Annotated in this window: 18 protein-coding genes and 2 pseudogenes; 9 read left to right on the top strand and 11 right to left on the bottom strand. The window is 52.9% G+C overall.

Annotated features, from left to right (window positions below; all coding sequences use genetic code 11):
- Positions 1 to 3141 carry a Cu(+)/Ag(+) efflux RND transporter permease subunit SilA gene (gene silA / locus EnteroDNA1_RS03230; protein ID WP_069302836.1) on the top strand — a complete coding sequence of 1047 codons (3141 nt, stop codon included), beginning with the start codon at positions 1 to 3 and terminating at the stop codon, positions 3139 to 3141.
- A 42-nt stretch (positions 3142 to 3183) separates the two neighbouring features.
- Here the strand turns inward: silA and EnteroDNA1_RS03225 are convergent, their stop codons facing one another.
- Together EnteroDNA1_RS03225 and EnteroDNA1_RS22505 are read right to left on the bottom strand one after the other, a co-directional pair.
- A complete protein-coding gene (locus tag EnteroDNA1_RS03225; protein ID WP_069302835.1) occupies positions 3184 to 3768 on the bottom strand; it encodes a hypothetical protein in 585 nt (194 codons plus the stop codon).
- 15 nt (positions 3769 to 3783) lie between these two features.
- Positions 3784 to 4023, bottom strand: a pseudogene (locus EnteroDNA1_RS22505) (hypothetical protein); the annotation flags it as partial.
- A 188-nt stretch (positions 4024 to 4211) separates the two neighbouring features.
- Here EnteroDNA1_RS22505 and EnteroDNA1_RS22430 point away from each other — a divergent pair.
- Positions 4212 to 4295: pseudogene (locus EnteroDNA1_RS22430) on the top strand (alpha/beta hydrolase); the annotation flags it as partial.
- Positions 4296 to 4558: 263 nt separating this feature from the next.
- Here EnteroDNA1_RS22430 and EnteroDNA1_RS03220 read toward each other — a convergent pair.
- Entirely contained in the window at positions 4559 to 5467 is a 909-nt protein-coding gene (locus EnteroDNA1_RS03220; RefSeq protein ID WP_069302834.1) for a LysR family transcriptional regulator, read from the bottom strand.
- Positions 5468 to 5561: 94 nt separating this feature from the next.
- On the opposite strand from EnteroDNA1_RS03220, the gene EnteroDNA1_RS03215 reads away from it, so the two are divergent.
- The 4 genes from EnteroDNA1_RS03215 (at position 5562) to EnteroDNA1_RS03200 (ending at position 7967) form a co-directional block, all read left to right on the top strand.
- On the top strand, positions 5562 to 6524 hold the full coding sequence (locus tag EnteroDNA1_RS03215) for an NAD-dependent epimerase/dehydratase family protein (protein ID WP_069302833.1): 963 nt from the start codon (positions 5562 to 5564) through the stop codon (positions 6522 to 6524).
- A 74-nt stretch (positions 6525 to 6598) separates the two neighbouring features.
- A complete protein-coding gene (locus tag EnteroDNA1_RS03210; RefSeq protein WP_033145563.1) occupies positions 6599 to 7042 on the top strand; it encodes a PACE efflux transporter in 444 nt (147 codons plus the stop codon).
- Positions 7043 to 7091: 49 nt separating this feature from the next.
- Entirely contained in the window at positions 7092 to 7508 is a 417-nt protein-coding gene (locus EnteroDNA1_RS03205; protein WP_231926987.1) for a DUF4354 family protein, read from the top strand.
- An 87-nt stretch (positions 7509 to 7595) separates the two neighbouring features.
- Positions 7596 to 7967: a VOC family protein gene (locus EnteroDNA1_RS03200; protein WP_033145561.1), complete on the top strand. Its 372-nt coding sequence runs from the start codon at positions 7596 to 7598 to the stop codon at positions 7965 to 7967.
- Positions 7968 to 7979: 12 nt separating this feature from the next.
- Here EnteroDNA1_RS03200 and EnteroDNA1_RS03195 read toward each other — a convergent pair whose 3' ends face one another.
- Positions 7980 to 8747 carry a DeoR/GlpR family DNA-binding transcription regulator gene (locus EnteroDNA1_RS03195; RefSeq protein WP_069302831.1) on the bottom strand — a complete coding sequence of 256 codons (768 nt, stop codon included), beginning with the start codon at positions 8745 to 8747 and terminating at the stop codon, positions 7980 to 7982.
- Between the two features lie 86 nt (positions 8748 to 8833).
- Here EnteroDNA1_RS03195 and EnteroDNA1_RS03190 point away from each other — a divergent pair, with 86 nt between their 5' ends.
- Both EnteroDNA1_RS03190 and EnteroDNA1_RS03185 read left to right on the top strand, forming a co-directional pair.
- On the top strand, positions 8834 to 9418 hold the full coding sequence (locus EnteroDNA1_RS03190; protein WP_064672509.1) for an NUDIX domain-containing protein: 585 nt from the start codon (positions 8834 to 8836) through the stop codon (positions 9416 to 9418).
- A 302-nt stretch (positions 9419 to 9720) separates the two neighbouring features.
- Complete coding sequence (locus tag EnteroDNA1_RS03185) at positions 9721 to 10413, top strand: helix-turn-helix transcriptional regulator (RefSeq protein WP_023311808.1); 693 nt, start codon at positions 9721 to 9723, stop codon at positions 10411 to 10413.
- 14 nt (positions 10414 to 10427) lie between these two features.
- On the opposite strand, the gene EnteroDNA1_RS03180 is transcribed toward EnteroDNA1_RS03185, so the two are convergent.
- On the bottom strand, positions 10428 to 11066 hold the full coding sequence (locus EnteroDNA1_RS03180) for an acyl-homoserine-lactone synthase (protein WP_064672508.1): 639 nt from the start codon (positions 11064 to 11066) through the stop codon (positions 10428 to 10430).
- 383 nt (positions 11067 to 11449) lie between these two features.
- Between EnteroDNA1_RS03180 and tam the strand changes: the two genes are divergently transcribed.
- Complete coding sequence (gene tam, locus EnteroDNA1_RS03175; RefSeq protein WP_048981351.1) at positions 11450 to 12208, top strand: trans-aconitate 2-methyltransferase; 759 nt, start codon at positions 11450 to 11452, stop codon at positions 12206 to 12208.
- Between the two features lie 4 nt (positions 12209 to 12212).
- On the opposite strand, the gene EnteroDNA1_RS03170 is transcribed toward tam, so the two are convergent.
- The 6 genes from EnteroDNA1_RS03170 to EnteroDNA1_RS03145 form a co-directional block, all read right to left on the bottom strand.
- Positions 12213 to 13403 (bottom strand): cytochrome c biogenesis protein/redoxin, encoded by a 1191-nt coding sequence (locus tag EnteroDNA1_RS03170; protein ID WP_069302830.1) that lies wholly within the window; start codon positions 13401 to 13403, stop codon positions 12213 to 12215.
- A gap of 135 nt (positions 13404 to 13538) precedes the next feature.
- Entirely contained in the window at positions 13539 to 14837 is a 1299-nt protein-coding gene (locus tag EnteroDNA1_RS03165; RefSeq protein WP_069302829.1) for an ATP-binding protein, read from the bottom strand.
- Positions 14834 to 15574 (bottom strand): response regulator, encoded by a 741-nt coding sequence (locus EnteroDNA1_RS03160; RefSeq protein WP_033145553.1) that lies wholly within the window; start codon positions 15572 to 15574, stop codon positions 14834 to 14836. Before EnteroDNA1_RS03160 ends, EnteroDNA1_RS03165 begins: the two co-directional genes overlap by 4 nt.
- Before the next feature lie 44 nt (positions 15575 to 15618).
- Positions 15619 to 16614 (bottom strand): alpha/beta fold hydrolase, encoded by a 996-nt coding sequence (locus EnteroDNA1_RS03155; protein WP_033145552.1) that lies wholly within the window; start codon positions 16612 to 16614, stop codon positions 15619 to 15621.
- Positions 16615 to 16759: 145 nt separating this feature from the next.
- Positions 16760 to 17200, bottom strand: a complete 441-nt coding sequence (locus tag EnteroDNA1_RS03150) for a GNAT family N-acetyltransferase (RefSeq protein ID WP_064672504.1) — start codon at positions 17198 to 17200, stop codon at positions 16760 to 16762.
- A 12-nt stretch (positions 17201 to 17212) separates the two neighbouring features.
- Positions 17213 to 17683: a GNAT family N-acetyltransferase gene (locus EnteroDNA1_RS03145; protein WP_033145550.1), complete on the bottom strand. Its 471-nt coding sequence runs from the start codon at positions 17681 to 17683 to the stop codon at positions 17213 to 17215.
- Positions 17684 to 17688 lie beyond the last annotated feature (5 nt).

The raw sequence follows: 17688 nt of genomic DNA, 5'->3' as shown, positions 1-17688 counted from the left end.
ATGATTGAATGGATTATCCGGCGGTCGGTCGCCAACCGTTTCCTGGTCATGATGGGGGCGCTGTTCCTCAGCGTCTGGGGGACGTGGACTATCATCAACACCCCGGTTGATGCTTTGCCCGACCTCTCTGACGTGCAGGTGATTATCAAAACCAGCTACCCCGGCCAGGCCCCGCAGATTGTTGAAAATCAGGTCACCTATCCACTGACTACCACCATGCTGTCGGTTCCCGGCGCAAAGACCGTGCGCGGTTTTTCGCAGTTTGGCGATTCGTACGTGTACGTCATTTTTGAAGACGGCACCGATTTGTACTGGGCCCGTTCGCGCGTGCTGGAGTATCTGAACCAGGTTCAGGGCAAGCTGCCTGCCGGCGTGAGCTCTGAAATCGGTCCTGATGCCACCGGCGTGGGCTGGATATTTGAGTATGCGCTGGTGGATCGCAGCGGAAAACACGATCTCGCAGAGTTGCGCTCGCTGCAGGACTGGTTCCTGAAATTTGAATTGAAAACCATCCCGAACGTGGCTGAAGTGGCCTCCGTCGGCGGCGTGGTAAAGCAGTATCAGATCCAGGTCAATCCATTAAAACTGGCTCAGTACGGCATTAGCCTGCCGGAGGTTAAGCAGGCACTTGAGTCGTCTAACCAGGAGGCGGGGGGATCGTCAGTTGAAATGGCGGAAGCGGAGTATATGGTCCGGGCCAGCGGCTATCTGCAGACGATGGATGATTTCAATAACATTGTCCTGAAAGCCGGAGAGAACGGGGTACCGATTTATCTTCGCGATGTCGCCCGCGTACAAACGGGGCCGGAAATGCGCCGCGGCATTGCCGAATTAAACGGGCAGGGGGAAGTTGCGGGTGGCGTGGTGATCCTGCGTTCAGGTAAAAATGCGCGTGAAGTCATCACGGCGGTGAAAGATAAGCTGGAGACGCTGAAGGCCAGCCTGCCGGAAGGCGTTGAGATTGTGACCACCTACGATCGCAGCCAGCTCATCGATCGGGCAATCGACAATCTGAGTTCCAAACTGCTCGAAGAGTTTATCGTGGTGGCCATCGTCTGCGCACTGTTCCTGTGGCACGTCCGCTCTGCGCTGGTCGCGATTATCTCTCTGCCGCTTGGCCTGTGTATTGCCTTTATCGTCATGCATTTCCAGGGGCTGAACGCCAACATTATGTCGCTGGGCGGCATTGCCATTGCCGTTGGCGCGATGGTGGATGCCGCCATCGTCATGATTGAAAACGCGCACAAACGGCTGGAGGAGTGGGATCACCAGCATCCGGGAGAGCAGATTGATAACGCCACCCGCTGGAAGGTGATCACCAACGCCTCTGTCGAGGTTGGCCCCGCGCTGTTTATCAGCCTGCTGATTATCACCCTGTCCTTCATTCCCATCTTTACTCTTGAGGGGCAGGAAGGGCGGCTGTTTGGTCCTCTGGCCTTTACGAAAACGTACTCCATGGCGGGCGCGGCCGCGCTGGCCATCGTCGTTATCCCCATCCTGATGGGGTTCTGGATCCGGGGTAAAATTCCCGCTGAGACCAGTAACCCATTGAACAGGCTGCTGATTAAAGCCTACCATCCGTTACTGATTAAGGTACTCCGCTGGCCAAAAACAACCCTGCTGGTTGCGGCCTTGTCCATCTTCACGGTGATCTGGCCGCTCAGCCAGGTGGGCGGCGAGTTCCTGCCGAAGATCAACGAAGGCGATCTGCTGTATATGCCGTCAACGTTGCCGGGCGTTTCTCCGGCAGAAGCGGCCGCACTGTTGCAGACCACGGACAAGTTAATCAAAACCGTGCCAGAAGTGGCCTCCGTTTTTGGTAAGACGGGTAAGGCTGAGACCGCAACGGATTCCGCGCCGCTCGAAATGGTGGAAACCACCATCCAGCTCAAACCTGAGGATCAGTGGCGTCCCGGCATGACGATTGACAAGATCGTTGACGAGCTCGACAAGACCGTTCGTTTGCCCGGCCTGGCGAACCTCTGGGTTCCGCCTATTCGTAACCGCATCGATATGCTTTCGACCGGGATCAAAAGCCCCATCGGCATCAAGGTGTCGGGTACCGTTCTGTCGGATATCGACGCCACGGCGCAGAGCATCGAGGCGGTAGCCAAAACGGTGCCGGGCGTGGTGTCAGCCCTGGCTGAACGTCTGGAGGGCGGGCGCTACATTGACGTCGATATCAACCGGGAAAAAGCCTCGCGCTACGGGATGACGGTGGGCGATGTGCAGCTGTTCGTCTCCTCGGCCATCGGCGGGGCGACGGTGGGTGAAACGGTGGAAGGCGTCGCCCGGTACCCGATTAATATCCGCTATCCGCAGGACTACCGGAACAGCCCGAACGCCTTGAAGCAAATGCCGATCCTGACGCCGATGAAACAGCAGATCACGCTGGGCGATGTGGCGGATATCAACGTGGTTTCCGGCCCCACGATGCTGAAAACGGAGAATGCCCGGCCTGCGAGCTGGATTTATATTGATGCCCGCGGCAGGGATATGGTGTCGGTGGTGAACGACATTAAGACGGCCATCAGTCAGAACGTAAAGCTGAGGCCGGGTACCAGCGTGTCATTCTCCGGGCAGTTTGAGCTGCTCGAACACGCCAACAAGAAACTGAAGCTGATGGTGCCGATGACGGTGATGATCATCTTCATTCTGCTGTATCTGGCGTTCCGCCGCGTGGATGAAGCGCTGCTGATCCTGATGAGCCTGCCGTTCGCCCTGGTCGGGGGAATATGGTTCCTCTACTGGCAGGGCTTCCATATGTCTGTGGCAACCGGCACCGGCTTTATCGCCCTGGCCGGGGTGGCGGCAGAATTTGGCGTAGTCATGCTGATGTATTTGCGTCATGCCGTTGAGGCTCAGCCGGCGTTGTCCCATCGGGACACGTTCACTGAACAGGGGCTTGATGACGCCCTTTACCATGGCGCCGTGCTGCGCGTGCGGCCAAAGGCCATGACTGTCGCGGTGATTATTGTCGGCCTGCTGCCCATTCTTTGGGGAACGGGGGCAGGGTCAGAGGTCATGAGTCGGATAGCGGCGCCGATGATTGGCGGGATGATCACGGCGCCGCTGTTATCGCTGTTTATTATTCCTGCGGCATACAAGTTAATCTGGCTGCGCAGGCATAAAAAGCCATAAAAAAACCCGCCAGCGATGGCGGGTTTTTTACGGGATGAACCCTTAGCGCGCTGTTTTAGCACGCGTCTGGCTGAGAAGCTTGCGCCAGGCACGATTATGCAGAGTAAACAGCAGCATCTTATAGAAGGCGGTGGAAAGGATACAGCTGCCGCTAAGCAGTAGCATGCCGATACTCACTAGCGCCGCGGTCAGACTGACGCCCGGAGCTGCGCTACCGCTCAGCGCGACCAGCATATAGGCTGCTGTTAATACCAGGCTTATCACCGCCAGCGTAAGGTGTAACCGCACGGCGCGCATGCTGCCTTTGCCAATCATAAACATCGTCACGCCGTTAAGGCCAGCGAACAGAAGGGCGATCAGGACAACCCAGACGAATACGTGTTCCGCTGGCTGGTCGAGTCCGGCGAGTACGCCATACCCCAGCCACAGCTGAGGAATAGCGAAACTGACAATCACCCCGAGGGTACTGATCGCCGCTGGAATACCCATGGTGTGTAGACCTACAGGTTTGCCCATTTCGTCAGCCAACTCAGTTTTTAGCTGTTGCAGCTGTGTCGGGGAGGCATTGCTTATGCTGGTAGCCACCTCGTTACAGCGTTGCAGGCGGCGGTGAAAAACTTTAACCATTTGAATACTCAGCGTTTAGTTAGGCGAAAATGACTGCAACAGACCGACTACATAGCGCCCGGACTGGACGGTGTTTTGAGGATTGCGGATCGTCCCCGTGAGTGAACTGCCCACAAAGGCCGATGCGTTGTTCACGGCACTCATCAGCTCACGTTGCAGTGATTTTTGTAATGATTCGCTGGGGAAACGTTTCGAGTAGACGCCTGCGCGGATCGCTGCCTTCACGCCGGCACTGGAGATACCTAGATTCTGCGCTTATTAAGACTTAGATAATAGCAGCGTTAACTCAGCGATCAAATCATAAAGATGTTCCTTAAAGGTCCAAGTCAGAGAGGGGTATCGACCCGTTACTAGTATTGTTAACGGAGCATGGTGCCAGACATCTCATCAACGAAATTGGTCATTTGATGGAGCATGTTGATGACGGGATGGTAGTCTGTATACACCTTCATTTATATGATCGTATGGATAAGATCCCGTTCGATAACATCACGGCATTCTTCAATAACTATCTGAATAAAAGATAACTTCCTCAGTAACCGATGCAGGGATCCAAAGGTTACTGCATTGATGTGAGAGGGAAGGCAGCTATGAGGGTTTTGACTGAACGGTTTATGGCTTATTCTCTGATGTCCATATCTCATTTAACATAATATACATTATGCGCACCAATAAGGAATCAGAAGAAATCTGGCATCTTATGGACACGTTGGGCCTGGATGCTGATGTCCTCTGATAGTGTCTTCTCACGTGCTGCTATCGTCACGCTGATCATCTCACAGTGCATGGCTTACCGTTTTGCCCTGTTGATATAAGCCTGTAAACCCTCTGCAAGAAAATCAAACACCGTTTTGCACGCCTGACTGTGGCGTAAATCCTCATGCATCACCAGCCAGGTGTCCAGATGAAACGCAAAGAAATCAGGCATTATCCTCTGCAACGGCGGAGAAAAATCTGCCAGTTGAACCTGACACATACCGATACCGGCCCCTGCGCGTATAAGGTTTAATTGGGCAATATCACTGTCGGTCCGTACGGTAAACAGATCGCGGTTTAGCTGTGGATATTGTTTAAGTGCCTGTAAAATAAAGGGCGTTAAATTATCGAAACCGACAAGCGTATGGGTGAATAACTCATCAATATTTTCCGGAGCACCACGTCGTGACAGATATGCTGGCGCGGCATGCAGACCTATTTCAACCCTTCCCATCCGCCGGGCAATCAGTTGTTCCTGCACCGGCGTGGCCATGCGTACGGCAATATCCGCCTCCCGATTCAGTAAATCCTGAACTCGATTAGACAGAACCAGTTCAACGGTTATTTGCGGATATGCATCCTTTATCTGTGCAATCACGCGAGGCAGAACCTCCGTGCCGATGATTTCACTGGCGGCGACGCGCACCACGCCTCGTAATCCGGTTGCGCCGGATCTGAAACTGGCAGCCGACCGCTCAATCATCATGGCCGTATTTTCCATCGCCTGCGCATGGCCCTTCAGCTCAACGGCTGCATCCGTGGCCTGCAATCCTGTCTGCGAACGGGTGAATAAAACAAGGCCCAGGGCTGATTCCAGTGCGGCAATATGTCGTCCGGCGGTTGGCTGGGTAATGGCAAGCCTGCGTGCGGCCCCTGACAGAGACCCTTCTTTCATCACGGCCAAAAAGGTGCGATACCATTCCCACGGGATATTTAGCTTCATACAAAAATGCATACCTGTTGGCTTATATTATGCAATTACATTTAGCTCGTGCGGCCCTTAATATGTCAAGCAGATATCCAATAAGGGCCAGACGATGAAAAGCACAAATAAGGTACTGATACTGGGCGCAACCGGTGGAATCGGTGGCGAAATTGCCCGTAAATTGATCCGAGACGAATGGGATGTTCGGGCATTGCGCCGCAGCGCCCCTCAACATGACGATCGGAACGAAAGCATGACCTGGATAAGCGGCGATGCGCAGAATGCTGAACGGGTTGAGGCAGCGGCGTCAGATTGCAGCGTGATTGTCCATGCCGTTAACCCGCCGGGTTATCGAAACTGGGAACAGCTGGTTTTACCCATGCTGCATAACACCATCAACGCAGCGGAGCGAAACGGTGCATTAATCGTTCTGCCGGGCACGATTTATAACTACGGTCCGGATGCTTTTCCCCTCTTACGCGAGGATTCCCCTCAGGATCCGGTTACCCGAAAAGGAGCCATACGCGTGCAAATGGAGAAGGCGCTCTCAACCTATGCTCAGCGTGGCGGAAAGGTGCTCATTTTGCGGGCGGGTGACTTTTTTGGTCCCCTCGCAGCCAACAACTGGTTTTCACAGGGACTGGTAAAATCAGGGCATCCACCGAAGGTTATTAAAAATCCCGGGCAACCCGGCGCAGGACATCAGTGGGCTTATCTGCCGGATGTCGCCGAAACCGTTGCGGCACTGCTGGCGCGGCGGGATGAACTCGAACCGTTTTCCTGTTTCCATATGCGTGGACACTGGGATCCTGATGGGACAACGATGACCGCAGCCGTTAAGCACGTCGCGGAGCATGCCGGTATTAAGGCGAAGGTGAAGTCATTTCCATGGTGGCTGGTCTCTGCAATCAGTCCGTTTAACACCACGCTGCGTGAAATGCGGGAGATGCGCTATCTCTGGGAGCAGACAATAGAGATGGATAATTCAAAACTGATCGCCTTTTTAGGCCATGAACCGCAGACCCCTCTTACCGAGGCCGTGCGTTCTACACTAGCGGGCCTGGGCTGTATTTAACATAACCTGCACGTTTAGAAAGGGTTGAAAAATGTCTGATATACTTCAGCTTTTGAAAACGCTGTCGTAAGCAAATGGAAATTGAATTAAATAAAAGTTTTAAAGAGAGAGTTTTCCATGCTGTCATTTTTGAAGTGACGGCCAACGTTATCATCGCGCTGTCACTCGCCTGGCTGATGAACGTGTCGGTACTTCAGTCAGGTTCGTTGTCCGTGATATCTGCACTTACCGCAACGGTCTGGAATTTTATTTTTAATAAGCTCTTTGATTCCCTGCAGAAAAAACATCAGTTTCAACGCACATTTCTCGTTCGCGCAATCCATGCGGTTGGTTTTGAAACGGGACTTATCATCTCCTTAATCCCTGTGGCAATGGTTATGCTGAACCTGACCGTGACGGAGGCATTTTTTGTTGAGATTGGCCTGGTGCTGTTTTTCCTGCCCTATACGATGCTGTTTAACTGGCTTTACGACTACCTGCGCTGGACGTTCGTTGGACGAAAGCGTTCGGCGTTATAGCTAAGTGAATCAATGTAAAAAATGAAGAGGAAGAAAAATGCGAAGTCTCATGACTAAAGGAATTTGTCTTGCGTTAGCGCTGTCCGCCGCCGGGACGGCTCAGGCCGCTAAGAAAGAGAGCCATGACGACAAGCTCACCGGGATAACCATTTTCGCTCAAAAAGAGTCTCAGGGAAGCCAATGGGACAGTACAACGGGCGAAGCAAAATATATGGTTAGCTACAAGGTTACGTTTGATAACGCGTCGGGTAAAAGTATTGAGCCGGGCAAAGATAATAAGATGTGTTTCTTCCTGTTTGATAAAAACGGAAAAACATTTATGAGCACCGGCATTGAGCTTGAAATGCTGAAAAAATACAACCCAAGGGACAACAGAACCGGATTGGTCTATTTTTCCAGCTCAAACCCTGACGTTTTAAATATGCCATTTGTCCGCTTCGGCATCGGAAAAGACTGCATAAATTGATGACTGTCACATTGACACGTTATTTCGTATGGTCGCCCCACTCTCCTTCTATACTGGTTATTTCTCCATCTCATAAAGGAAGGAACCATGTTCGATCATGTGAAATTCGGCGTCAGTGATTATGAAAAAAGTAAAACCTTCTTCCTGCATGCGCTTAAGCCGCTTGGTGTAGAACTCATCGATGAGGGCACGCCAGACTACGGTGTCGAAATGAGTTCAGGCGATGTTTCGCTCTGTCTTTTTCAGACAAATGAAAAACCTGCCCTTTTGCATCTGGCGTTTGTAGCCAACACGCGCCAGCAGGTCGATGAATTTTACCATGCCGCCCTGCGCGCCGGCGGACGTGATAACGGCGGGCCGGGGCTGAGGTCATACGGTGAAAATTACTATGCCGCGTTTGTCATCTCGCCCGATGGCCACAATATTGAGGCTGTGTGCCATGCGCCGGAGGGCGTGTAGCACAAGGCTTTTTCAGTCACTCTCCGAGGTCAACACGACGGAGACCCCTTTTTCCAATACCGCGCGGATCCAGTCCCGATCGGTATTGTCTTCAACGACGATGGTGTTCACCGATGACACATCGCCAATCACAAACGAAGACGCTGTGTTGACCTTTTCCGGAGAAGCCAGGACGACCGTCTCCGCAGCTCTGCCGGAAAATGCACGTTTGATGCACGCTTCTTCGAAATCGCCGGTTGTCAGCCCCGCCTCAGGATGGATCCCGGTCACGCCCATAAAGAAAAGATCTGCATGAATATTTTCGATGCCTTCGATCGCTGCAGCGCCAACCGCAACAATGGAGTGCTTATACAAGCGACCGCCGATCAGAATCACCTCGATGGACGGATGATCCACGAGCCCCAGGGCGATGCTAGGGCTGTGCGTAACCACCGTGATGCGCAGGTCTGGAGGGAAAAACGTAATCAGCTCCGAAGTTGTCGTGCCGCCGTCAACGATCACCACCTGCCCTGATGAAATCAGCTGTGCCCCTTTCCGGGCGACCCTCTTTTTTGCATCCATCTTCACGGATTGCCGTTCGGCAAAGGGAGCAATAGCAGAAGATGACGGCAGCGCGCCGCCGTGAACCCGCTGTAAACGCCCTTCTGCCGCCAGCTCGCGTAAATCACGCCGAATGGTGTCTTCAGAAACGTCAAAGAGCACGCTGAGTGCTTTTGACTGGACCTGACCTTCTGCGCCGAGCTTTTCGAGGATCAATTTTTTTCGCTGACTGGTGAGCATCATGAATTCCTGATGTTGCATGTTTTATCTTGAAAGTGCACGATAATGCTGTTTATGATAATTACTCTACGTAAGGAGGAACAAACGTGCAATCAAAACGTGCAGATGTGCGCATCATTGACAGTGAAACCCTGTCAGATAACTGGTACAACCTTAAAAAATACACCTTCGACCTGCAGCGCCGTGACGGCGAATGGCAAAGACAGCAACGGGAGGTCTACGACCGTGGCAACGGCGCGACTATTCTTCTCTACAACCGTGAGGAAAAAACGGTGATCCTGACGCGCCAGTTCCGCTTTCCCGTCTTTATCAACGGCCATGAGGACGATTTAATCGAAGCCGCGGCGGGACTGCTGGACAACATGGATCCCGAAAGCCGCATAAAAGCAGAAGCGGAAGAAGAGACAGGGTTTCAGGTTTCGAGCGTGCAGAAAATCTTTGAAGCCTATATGAGCCCGGGCTCCGTCACGGAAAAACTCTATTTTTATCTTGCCGAGTATCAGCCGAAAGACAGAACCGGCGCAGGCGGCGGGATCAAGTCTGAGGGAGAAGATATCGACGTGCTGGAAATGACGCTTGAAGAGGCATTACGCGGCATTGAAACAGGCAAGATTGTCGACGGTAAAACCATCATGCTGCTTTATCATATTGCTCTTAAAGGCATTATGTAGACTGCTGGTTAAAATCCTGATTTTGAATCTGGGTCGGTACGCTTGTCCACTACTCAAATGTAAAGCGGAAAACCTCCTAAATTTTGCAGCCTACTATATTTAGTGAACTATTTCGGGATTTGACAAAATCTTCAAAAATTCGCCGAGTCATCTGTATTTACCATTAGAAATGCCACACATTGATCAGGCTACCAGTTGAGGTAGCCTGTCTTATCTGTTGGCTGGATTAAAATGCGACTCGCTACAGATAACGAAGCATATTATACTTGCTCCTCCACTCGAACAGGAGGCAAGCAACTCACGTGAAGGATACATATTACAACGACATAGCGATCAATACGCTAATTCAGAGTGAGCTGGACGCGTTTTTTGAGGATTTCAAAGGGATCGTCTTCGCCTACGCCATTATGAACAAGAAAGATCCTTCCCAGATGCGGATAATCAATAACAGCCCCGAGTGGTTTGATATCTACCTCGACAGGAAATATCAGTTCATTGACCCTGTTATCATTCGGGCTTTGCGCTGTGTTGAAGATTTTTTCTGGGAAAGTGATGTCATTCTGTCGGATGGTTATAACCTGACGCGCATTTTCAACGAAAGCGTCCAGTATGATATCTACCAGGGACAGACTTTTCCTCTGCATGACTATCTGAATAATCTTGTCGTCTTATCCGTCATCAGTCCTAAGCATTCTGGTATTGATATAGAAAAATATCGGCCACAATTTCTAAGCTTCCTTGTTCAACTGCATCAGAAGACACTCAATCTGTATAGCCAGCATCAACAGAAAAAGAATGTTTTTCTGTCGCCACGTGAGCGACAAATCCTTAAATGGGTCAGCGCCGGGAAAACCTACGCAGAAATTTCTGTTATTTTGTCTATTGCTGAACGCACCGTTAAGTTCCATATGGGAAATGTAATGAAAAAGCTCGGTGTGAATAATGCCAGACACGCAATAAAGCTTGGAACAGAACTACGTTTACTGGACGACTGAGCCTCAGCCACTGGTTATAAGTGGCGTAAATGCTCCAGCATTTCGCGAAGCCAGTGACTGGATTTATCTTTGCTAATAATGTCTTCAATAATGCTGATGCTGGCAGGCATATAAATATAGTAAATAACCTCCCCTTTTTCAGAAACACCGCGTTGAATAACTTCAACTTTCCAGTTCGCATGGCGAAATATGGCATACATACCGCGACTGGCGACTGCGTACATTCCATGGTATTTTTGCTTTATGCAATACATATTCATCGCAAGAAACAATGCCTTACTGGCGGGCACGCCCTGCAGACTTGCGGAGTCTCGCGTTTCTTTATCTAAAAATAAACGGCTAATTTCACAGCAGGGAACATCTGCCGGGAAAATAATGGCTTCGTCAAAATAATTGTGAAAGATTTCGCTTATCATCGTCGGATGCGTCGAGTTAATGAATCGTGCGCCGCATAACAACTGTCCCTCATACATACCCAGCAAGTATGTCGTGTTTGGGTTGTCAAACCGATCCTTTTCCATATCTTCAACGCATTCAACTTTCCAGTCGAGTCGGTCCCGAAAGGTTTTTCTCCTGAGTCGGAAGAGTTCGCGGGCTAATGCTGACGGTAAATCATCGTAATCATGCAAAAAAAACTCAATAACAGAATTCATTGCTCTTATTCCTGATAATAACACCTGAAACTATTATCCCCTGTCTTTTAGGACAGCTTTCATTGTGCATGGTATTCCTTATACTTAAAAAGTACCCGGCCACTAAGTCCTCGTGAAACTCAGTGGCCAGGAGGTCAAAGACCTACGAAACACCAGGGATATATCCATTCATGATTATCTAATATTTATAGTTTCGGGTACAGAGCGTAAGAAGCACTTAGCCGATAAAATATTAAAAAACGATAATCATAAAATAATTACAATTAAAGTATTGCCCCTTAAGTATTTAAGGGGTAATATTTCCTTTTTCTATTTTTTCTCCTATTATCTCTGTTCTTAATGCTGTGCTACTCTTGCAGAAGCATGCTAAACGGAGAATCAAAATGGCCGACTGGAATCCCTCTCTTTATCTGCAGTACGGCGCGGAAAGAACGCGTCCTGCCGCTGAACTGCTCGCCAGAATTCCTCTGGATGAGGTCTCCACCATCGCTGATTTAGGCTGCGGGCCGGGAAACAGCACCGCGCTGTTGAAGCATCGCTGGCCTTCGGCGCACATTACCGGGGTCGACAACTCCCCTGCAATGCTTGAGGAAGCAAGAGCCGCATTGCCTGACTGCCATTTTGTTGAGGCCGATATCCGCCAGTATAAGCCTGGCCAGCCGCTGAACCTGATTTATGCCAACGCTTCGCTGCAATGGGTTCCTGACCATTACGATCTCCTGCCTCATCTCGTTTCTTTACTCACGCTTAACGGCGTATTAGCAATCCAGATGCCTGACAACTGGCTTGAACCTACTCATGTGGCGATGCGCGAAGTGGCGCTGGAACAAGACTACCCTGACCGCGGCCGCGAACCTCTCCCGGGTGTGCATGCCTACTACGATATCTTGTCCGAGGCGGGCTGTGACGTGGATATCTGGCGGACAACCTATTTCCATAAAATGAGTTCGCACCAGGCCATTATTGACTGGGTAAGCGCCACCGGCTTGCGCCCGTGGCTCCAGGAACTTAATGAGAGCGAGCAGAAACGTTTCCTGAAACGCTACCATGAACTTCTGGAAGAGCAGTATCCGCTCCAGGAAAATGGGCAGATACTGCTCGCTTTTCCGCGGCTGTTTATTGTGGCGCAACGCCAGCCCTGACGGGTTATGACCTGGCTTCTTTCAGCAGCTGCTGGATGACCTTTTCCTGCTGCGCATAATCTCCTTCGCCAAAGGCGGTATAACGTAGCTGGCCTTTGGCATCGAAATAGTAATGCGCTGGCCAGTACTGGTTCCCGAAAGCGTTCCAGATTTGATAGTTGTTATCCGTCACAATCCGGTACGGCAGCTGCCATTTATTTACCGCGTTTTTCACCGAGGCGAGCGGTTTTTCCCAGGGATATTCTGGCGTGTGAACCCCAATCACGACCAGCCCCTGCGACTGATACTTCGTGGCCCAGTCCCGCACGTGCGGGAGCGTATGCTGACAGTTAATGCAATCCCAGGTCCAGAAATCAATCAACACCACCTTCCCTCGCAGGGATTCAGACGTGACAGGGTCACCGTTAATCCAACCTGTACCCCCGCTTAATGAAGGCAGCTGGCTGCTGGGCTCTGTCATCACGACCGGCTGGAGCTTCACCGGCGCGGCTGTGGGTTTCGCCAGCGTCAGGAGTGTTGTCTCCAGACGGTCCGCAACGCCGTTTGCTCCTGTCAGAAGCGAAGTCATTCCCGTCGCGTTGAATACGACAGCCGCCAGCATCGCTACGCCCGCCCCCTGCCGCAGCCTTTCCATCAGCGCCGATTTTGTTCTTAGCGGCGCCATCAGCGTGCGCCCGCCGAAAACGAGCAGGCTTAACATCAGCGCGCATCCGCTGCCATAGGCCGCCAGCAGCGCGCCCGTCGCTATGGCCGAGTGGCCAGCGATATTAATGCTGAAAATGGCGCCCAGTATGGGACCGGCGCAGGGAGACCAGAGCAGCCCCACCGCAAGCCCGGCCAGAAAAGCCGATGCCAGACCGCGCGTTTGCCCGCTTCGGGTGTTCAGGACATTTCCCGCGCTGACGGCCGGACCCGCAATACGCTGGGCGAATGACGGAAAAATTAAGGCCAGCGCGGCCGCGGCCAGAATAACGAGAGCGATCCAGCGCCCGACGATGGTTGCCTCTGCGATCCACTCGCTGGCGACGGTGACGGCCATCGCCACCAGGGTAAACATCACGATCATCCCCGCCAGCAGGGCCAGAATATGTCGTCGTTGTCCCTGAAAGCCGGCGAAAAGGAGTGGAATAACCGGGAGCGTACATGGACTGAGCAGGCTTATCATCCCGCCCAGAAAAGCGATTACCAGAAACATAGACACCTCACAATACAAGTCCTGCGACGCTGCAGTGAGGCTATTTCATCGTGCGGATGTGTTCAGGATATGTGTAAAAACGCAGGTTTTGTCTGGCTCTGTATCACCCGGGCCGGGAGATACAAAGCCGTACAATTAACGGCGCGGTAGCGTAATGGAGACATCCAGTCCGCCTCCGGCACGGTTCGTCAGGTTGAGCTTTCCGTCCAGCTGAGCGGTGAGCTGCGCGGCAATCGCCAGTCCGAGTCCTGTTCCGCCGGTATCGCGGTTGCGCGATGTTTCCACCCGGTAAAACGGCTGTAATACCGCCTCAAGTTCGTCATCGGGTATTCCCGGTCCGCCGTCAGTGATGTGAATCACCACCTCTTCGGAAGACGAATTATCAATGGCAATAACGGCATACTCACCGAACTTAAGAGCGTTATCCAGCAGGTTGGTCATCACCCGACGAAGCGCCTGCGGACGCGTAACGATCGGTAAGCGAGTATCGTTTGCCTGAAGCTGCACGTTTTTACCGATGTCCTGGTAATCGCAGGCGATGCTGTTGACCCAGGCGTTCAGCTCCAGCTTCAGCGGGGTCTCTTCCAGGGATTCTGATGACCGGGCATACGCTATACCCTCGCGAACAAGACGCGTCATGCTATCGAGATCGTTCAGGAGCTTGTCGCGAAGTTCAGGTTCCCCTGCCATCTCAACGCGCAGCTTCATGCGGGTAATCGGCGTCTGAAGATCGTGAGAAATGGACGCCAGGATCTGCGCGCGCTCCCGGAGATAAGACTGAATGCGCGCCTGCATCGCGTTGAAGGCATGCGCTGCACGCTTCACCTCAAGCGGCCCTTTCTCCGTCATTGGCGTGCTGGCCGCCGGATCCAGCGAATCCACCGCGCGGGTAAATTGTGAAAAAGGCCGCACCACCTGCCGCACGGCAATCCAGCCGCACGCAGCCAGCAACAGCAGCTGTAGGATCAGCACTACGGGCAGCCAGCTGGCGACCGGCGGCATGCGTGGGATCAGGTCAATGGTCAGCGGCGCGCCGTCGCGTAACGTCAGATGCGCCTGGATGTGTGAAACGGCACCGGGAACGGCGGTGAAGCTGAGCGGGTACTGTGACGCAAGCGTCGCTTTTAAGGTTCGGATGGCGTCCTGCGAACGCTTATCCGTCGGCGCGTTGCCGGGCTCTCCCGGTCCCAGAATATAACGGTAATTGCCCCGTTCGAGGCGCGAAAGCCAGGCCGCGCGCTCGCTGGCCGGTAAGCGGTCTAAAATGGCGACGCTGGTTGCGACGTCGTTTTCCAGATTACCGAGCATCACCGTTCTGGCGCTGTGCATTCGTTCAATCATGACCAGCGTCAGGCTCAGGGCGTTGGCCAGCAGCAGGCCGGACAGCACGACGAGCAGCAGGCGGGCCAGCAGCGAGCGTGGCCAGAGCGTCATTCGTTAGCCTCTTTGATGGTGACCGGCATAGTAAAAACGTAGCCCTCGCTGCGCACGGTCTTGATATAGGCGGGCGTGCGGGCATCTTCATTCAGGCGCTGGCGGACCCGGCTAACCAGCAGATCGATAGAACGTTCAAACAGCTCGGCGTCTCGCCCCTGCGTCAGGTTGAGCAGCTGATCGCGGGTCAGCACCCGCTGAGGATGGTCAAGGAAAACGCGCAGCAGGCGATACTCCGCCCCGCTGAGCGCCACAATCACCCCTTCCGGATCGATTAAGTGACGGGCAACGGTATCGAGCTGCCATTCACCGAACATCACCAGCCGCCCGGCTTCTGTCACCTGCAAATTGGGCGGCATCGTGCGAAAACGCCGTAAAATCGCTTTGATACGCGCCAGCAGTTCGCGGGCGACAAACGGCTTCACCACGTAGTCATCCGCGCCCATCTCCAGACCCAGGATCCTGTCCGTCTCCTCGTTGCGGGCCGTCAGCATCAGGATGGGCAGATCTTTATATTTCCCGACGCGTAGCTCTCGACATAACGTAAGCCCGTCGTCGCCGGGCATCATGACATCCAGCACAACCAGGTCGATATGCTGTTTATCCAGCACGACGCGCATCTCTTTGCCGTTGGCCGCGCCCGTCGCGCGATAGCCAGACTTAACGAGATAATCGACAATCAGTTCACGAATATCCCTGTCGTCATCGACGACAAGGATATGATCAATATGCTCCACCGAAATCTCCAGACCGAAGGGTAACGTACTGAAAATAGCACATTTCAGAGCTTGTCCGCGTCAACGACGGCCTTGACGAAATCCTGCGGATCTTCCTGAGGCGGATTGTGCCCCACGGTTGCCCCGAAGGTGCGGTGCTCATATTTACCGGTAAATTTACCCGCGTAGGCCTGCGGTGCTGGATGCGGCGCACCGTTGTTCCCACCTTCGATGGTGATCGTTGGAACGGTGATATTCGGCAGCGTAGCGAGTTTTTGCTCGTAGCTATCGTATTTGCGCTCGCCTTTTTCCAGCCCTAAACGCCAGCGATAGTTGCTGAGCGTCACCGCGACGTGATCCGGGTTATCGAGGGATTTGGCGCTGGCGTTGAAGACAGCATCGCTAAATTTCCAGTCAGGCGAGGCCTGAGACCAGATCAAACGGGCGAAGTCATGCGTGTTTTTGGCATAGCCTTCAGCACCGCGCGCGGTAGCGAAATAGAACTGATACCACCACTGCTGTTCCGCTTTTGGCGGCAGCGGCTGTTTGCCAATCTGCTGGCTGCTGATGAGATACCCGCTCACCGACACCAGTGACTTAACGCGCTCTGGCCACAGCGCCGCAACGATATCCGCCGTACGAGCGCCCCAGTCATATCCTGCAAATACCGCCTGCTTAATATTCAGGGCATCCATCAGGTTCACAATATCTTTCGCCATGGCTGAAGGCTGGCCGTTGCGCGGCGTTTTGGGTGACAGGAAGCGCGTGGTGCCGTAGCCGCGCAGAGAAGGCACAATCACCCGATAGCCTTTTGCCGCCAGCGCGGGGGCGACGTCGGCGTAGCTGTGAATATCGTAAGGCCAGCCGTGCAGTAAAATAACCGGCTGGCCGTTTTTCGGGCCGATGTCGACATAACCGACATTCAGATCGCCGGCGTTAATTTGCTGCGGATGATCAAAGGCTGCCGCGAAATTTGTGCCGGTGACTTCAGCCTGACAGGACATCACGGTGCCAAGAGAAACGGTCAGTGCGAGAGTTGAGTACGCGAGTTTGCTAAACATGTTGGTATCTCCGGTTGAGTACAGTTCACGGGGATATAACAACACGGCAATGTATAGCGGATATGTGCGAAAGCGGGTTTATTGCAAGCCTGTGTATGTACCAGCGATGCAGATACAGTGTGATACAAACCCAGGCCTTGTCACCTTAAAGGGTGATGCGATAGCGGACGTAATCGTCAGCTTGACCGTATTTGTCATAAAGTTTGCGCGCCGGGTTGTTCTCCCGGGTGACCCAGTACAGTTTTGACCACCCTTCGCGTTTGCCTTCCTCAATCAGAGCATCAATGAGCGCCTTACCGGCTCCCGCCCCGCGTTCGTCGGCATCAACAAACAGATCTTCCAGGTAGCAAACGGGGGCCGTTGACCAGGTTCCTTCGTGCAGAATGCACATCGCGAAACCGATGACCTTTTCATCCTTCTCTACCACGCGGCAAAACATCGAGGAATGCGCTGAGAGCGCCCTTTCCCATGTCGATGCGGTGACGGATTCCTCGAGGTAACAGTCATAAAAATGGGTATAGCCATCCCACAGCGGTCGCCATTGGGAATAATCGTCTTCACGTAGAGGTCTTACCGTGACAGCCATGTGTTCCTCACATTACAAGTCGATCGCCATTTCAAAACAGCGTAAATCAGCCCCTGCCATACGCGAGTGATGATAGTTTTCGCGCAGCGTGACAAACCCCAGCTTCTGATAAAACGACTGGGCATTAGGGGTTGCATCCAGCCTCAGGCGGGTTATCCCCCGGCTACGGGCTTCATTTTTGAGCGCCTCGATAATTCGGGTCGCCATGCCTTTACCGAAGGCCGCGGGCAAGGTGAATATCGCCTCCAGACAGTGGGTATCCAGATCCAGATAGCCGGTCGCCGCAACGTCGCCCGTTTCATCTTCCACCACGTAAAAAGGGTATTCAATGACCATCTGCCGATAGTGTTCGGGCATGAGATCCGGCGTCCAGCGCGCAATGACGTCGGCGTCGTAACTGGTTTTACAGCCGTGACGAATCGCCTGATTGCGAATATTCCAGAGTATTTCGGCTTCCTGTGGCTTAGCTTTTCGTAAAGTCATAACCC

It is taken from the genome of Enterobacter sp. HK169 (genome assembly GCF_001719105.1).
In the GTDB taxonomy this organism is placed as follows: Bacteria; Pseudomonadota; Gammaproteobacteria; order Enterobacterales; family Enterobacteriaceae; genus Enterobacter; species Enterobacter asburiae_B.
Note: the sequence above shows the minus strand (reverse complement) of the source record. Positions and strands in the feature narration are given on the sequence as shown.

Coding starts and splice junctions, on each gene's coding strand:
- EnteroDNA1_RS03205 (WP_231926987.1), top strand. CDS start 7,092: ATGACTAAAGGAATTTGTCTTGCGTTAGCGCTGTCCGCCGCCGGGACG.
- EnteroDNA1_RS03180 (WP_064672508.1), bottom strand. CDS start 11,066: ATGAATTCTGTTATTGAGTTTTTTTTGCATGATTACGATGATTTACCG.
- EnteroDNA1_RS03145 (WP_033145550.1), bottom strand. CDS start 17,683: ATGACTTTACGAAAAGCTAAGCCACAGGAAGCCGAAATACTCTGGAAT.
- EnteroDNA1_RS03220 (WP_069302834.1), bottom strand. CDS start 5,467: ATGAAGCTAAATATCCCGTGGGAATGGTATCGCACCTTTTTGGCCGTG.
- EnteroDNA1_RS03215 (WP_069302833.1), top strand. CDS start 5,562: ATGAAAAGCACAAATAAGGTACTGATACTGGGCGCAACCGGTGGAATC.
- EnteroDNA1_RS03225 (WP_069302835.1), bottom strand. CDS start 3,768: ATGGTTAAAGTTTTTCACCGCCGCCTGCAACGCTGTAACGAGGTGGCT.
- EnteroDNA1_RS03170 (WP_069302830.1), bottom strand. CDS start 13,403: ATGTTTCTGGTAATCGCTTTTCTGGGCGGGATGATAAGCCTGCTCAGT.
- silA (WP_069302836.1), top strand. CDS start 1: ATGATTGAATGGATTATCCGGCGGTCGGTCGCCAACCGTTTCCTGGTC.
- EnteroDNA1_RS03165 (WP_069302829.1), bottom strand. CDS start 14,837: ATGACGCTCTGGCCACGCTCGCTGCTGGCCCGCCTGCTGCTCGTCGTG.
- tam (WP_048981351.1), top strand. CDS start 11,450: ATGGCCGACTGGAATCCCTCTCTTTATCTGCAGTACGGCGCGGAAAGA.
- EnteroDNA1_RS03195 (WP_069302831.1), bottom strand. CDS start 8,747: ATGCTCACCAGTCAGCGAAAAAAATTGATCCTCGAAAAGCTCGGCGCA.
- EnteroDNA1_RS03155 (WP_033145552.1), bottom strand. CDS start 16,614: ATGTTTAGCAAACTCGCGTACTCAACTCTCGCACTGACCGTTTCTCTT.
- EnteroDNA1_RS03210 (WP_033145563.1), top strand. CDS start 6,599: ATGGAAATTGAATTAAATAAAAGTTTTAAAGAGAGAGTTTTCCATGCT.
- EnteroDNA1_RS03150 (WP_064672504.1), bottom strand. CDS start 17,200: ATGGCTGTCACGGTAAGACCTCTACGTGAAGACGATTATTCCCAATGG.
- EnteroDNA1_RS03200 (WP_033145561.1), top strand. CDS start 7,596: ATGTTCGATCATGTGAAATTCGGCGTCAGTGATTATGAAAAAAGTAAA.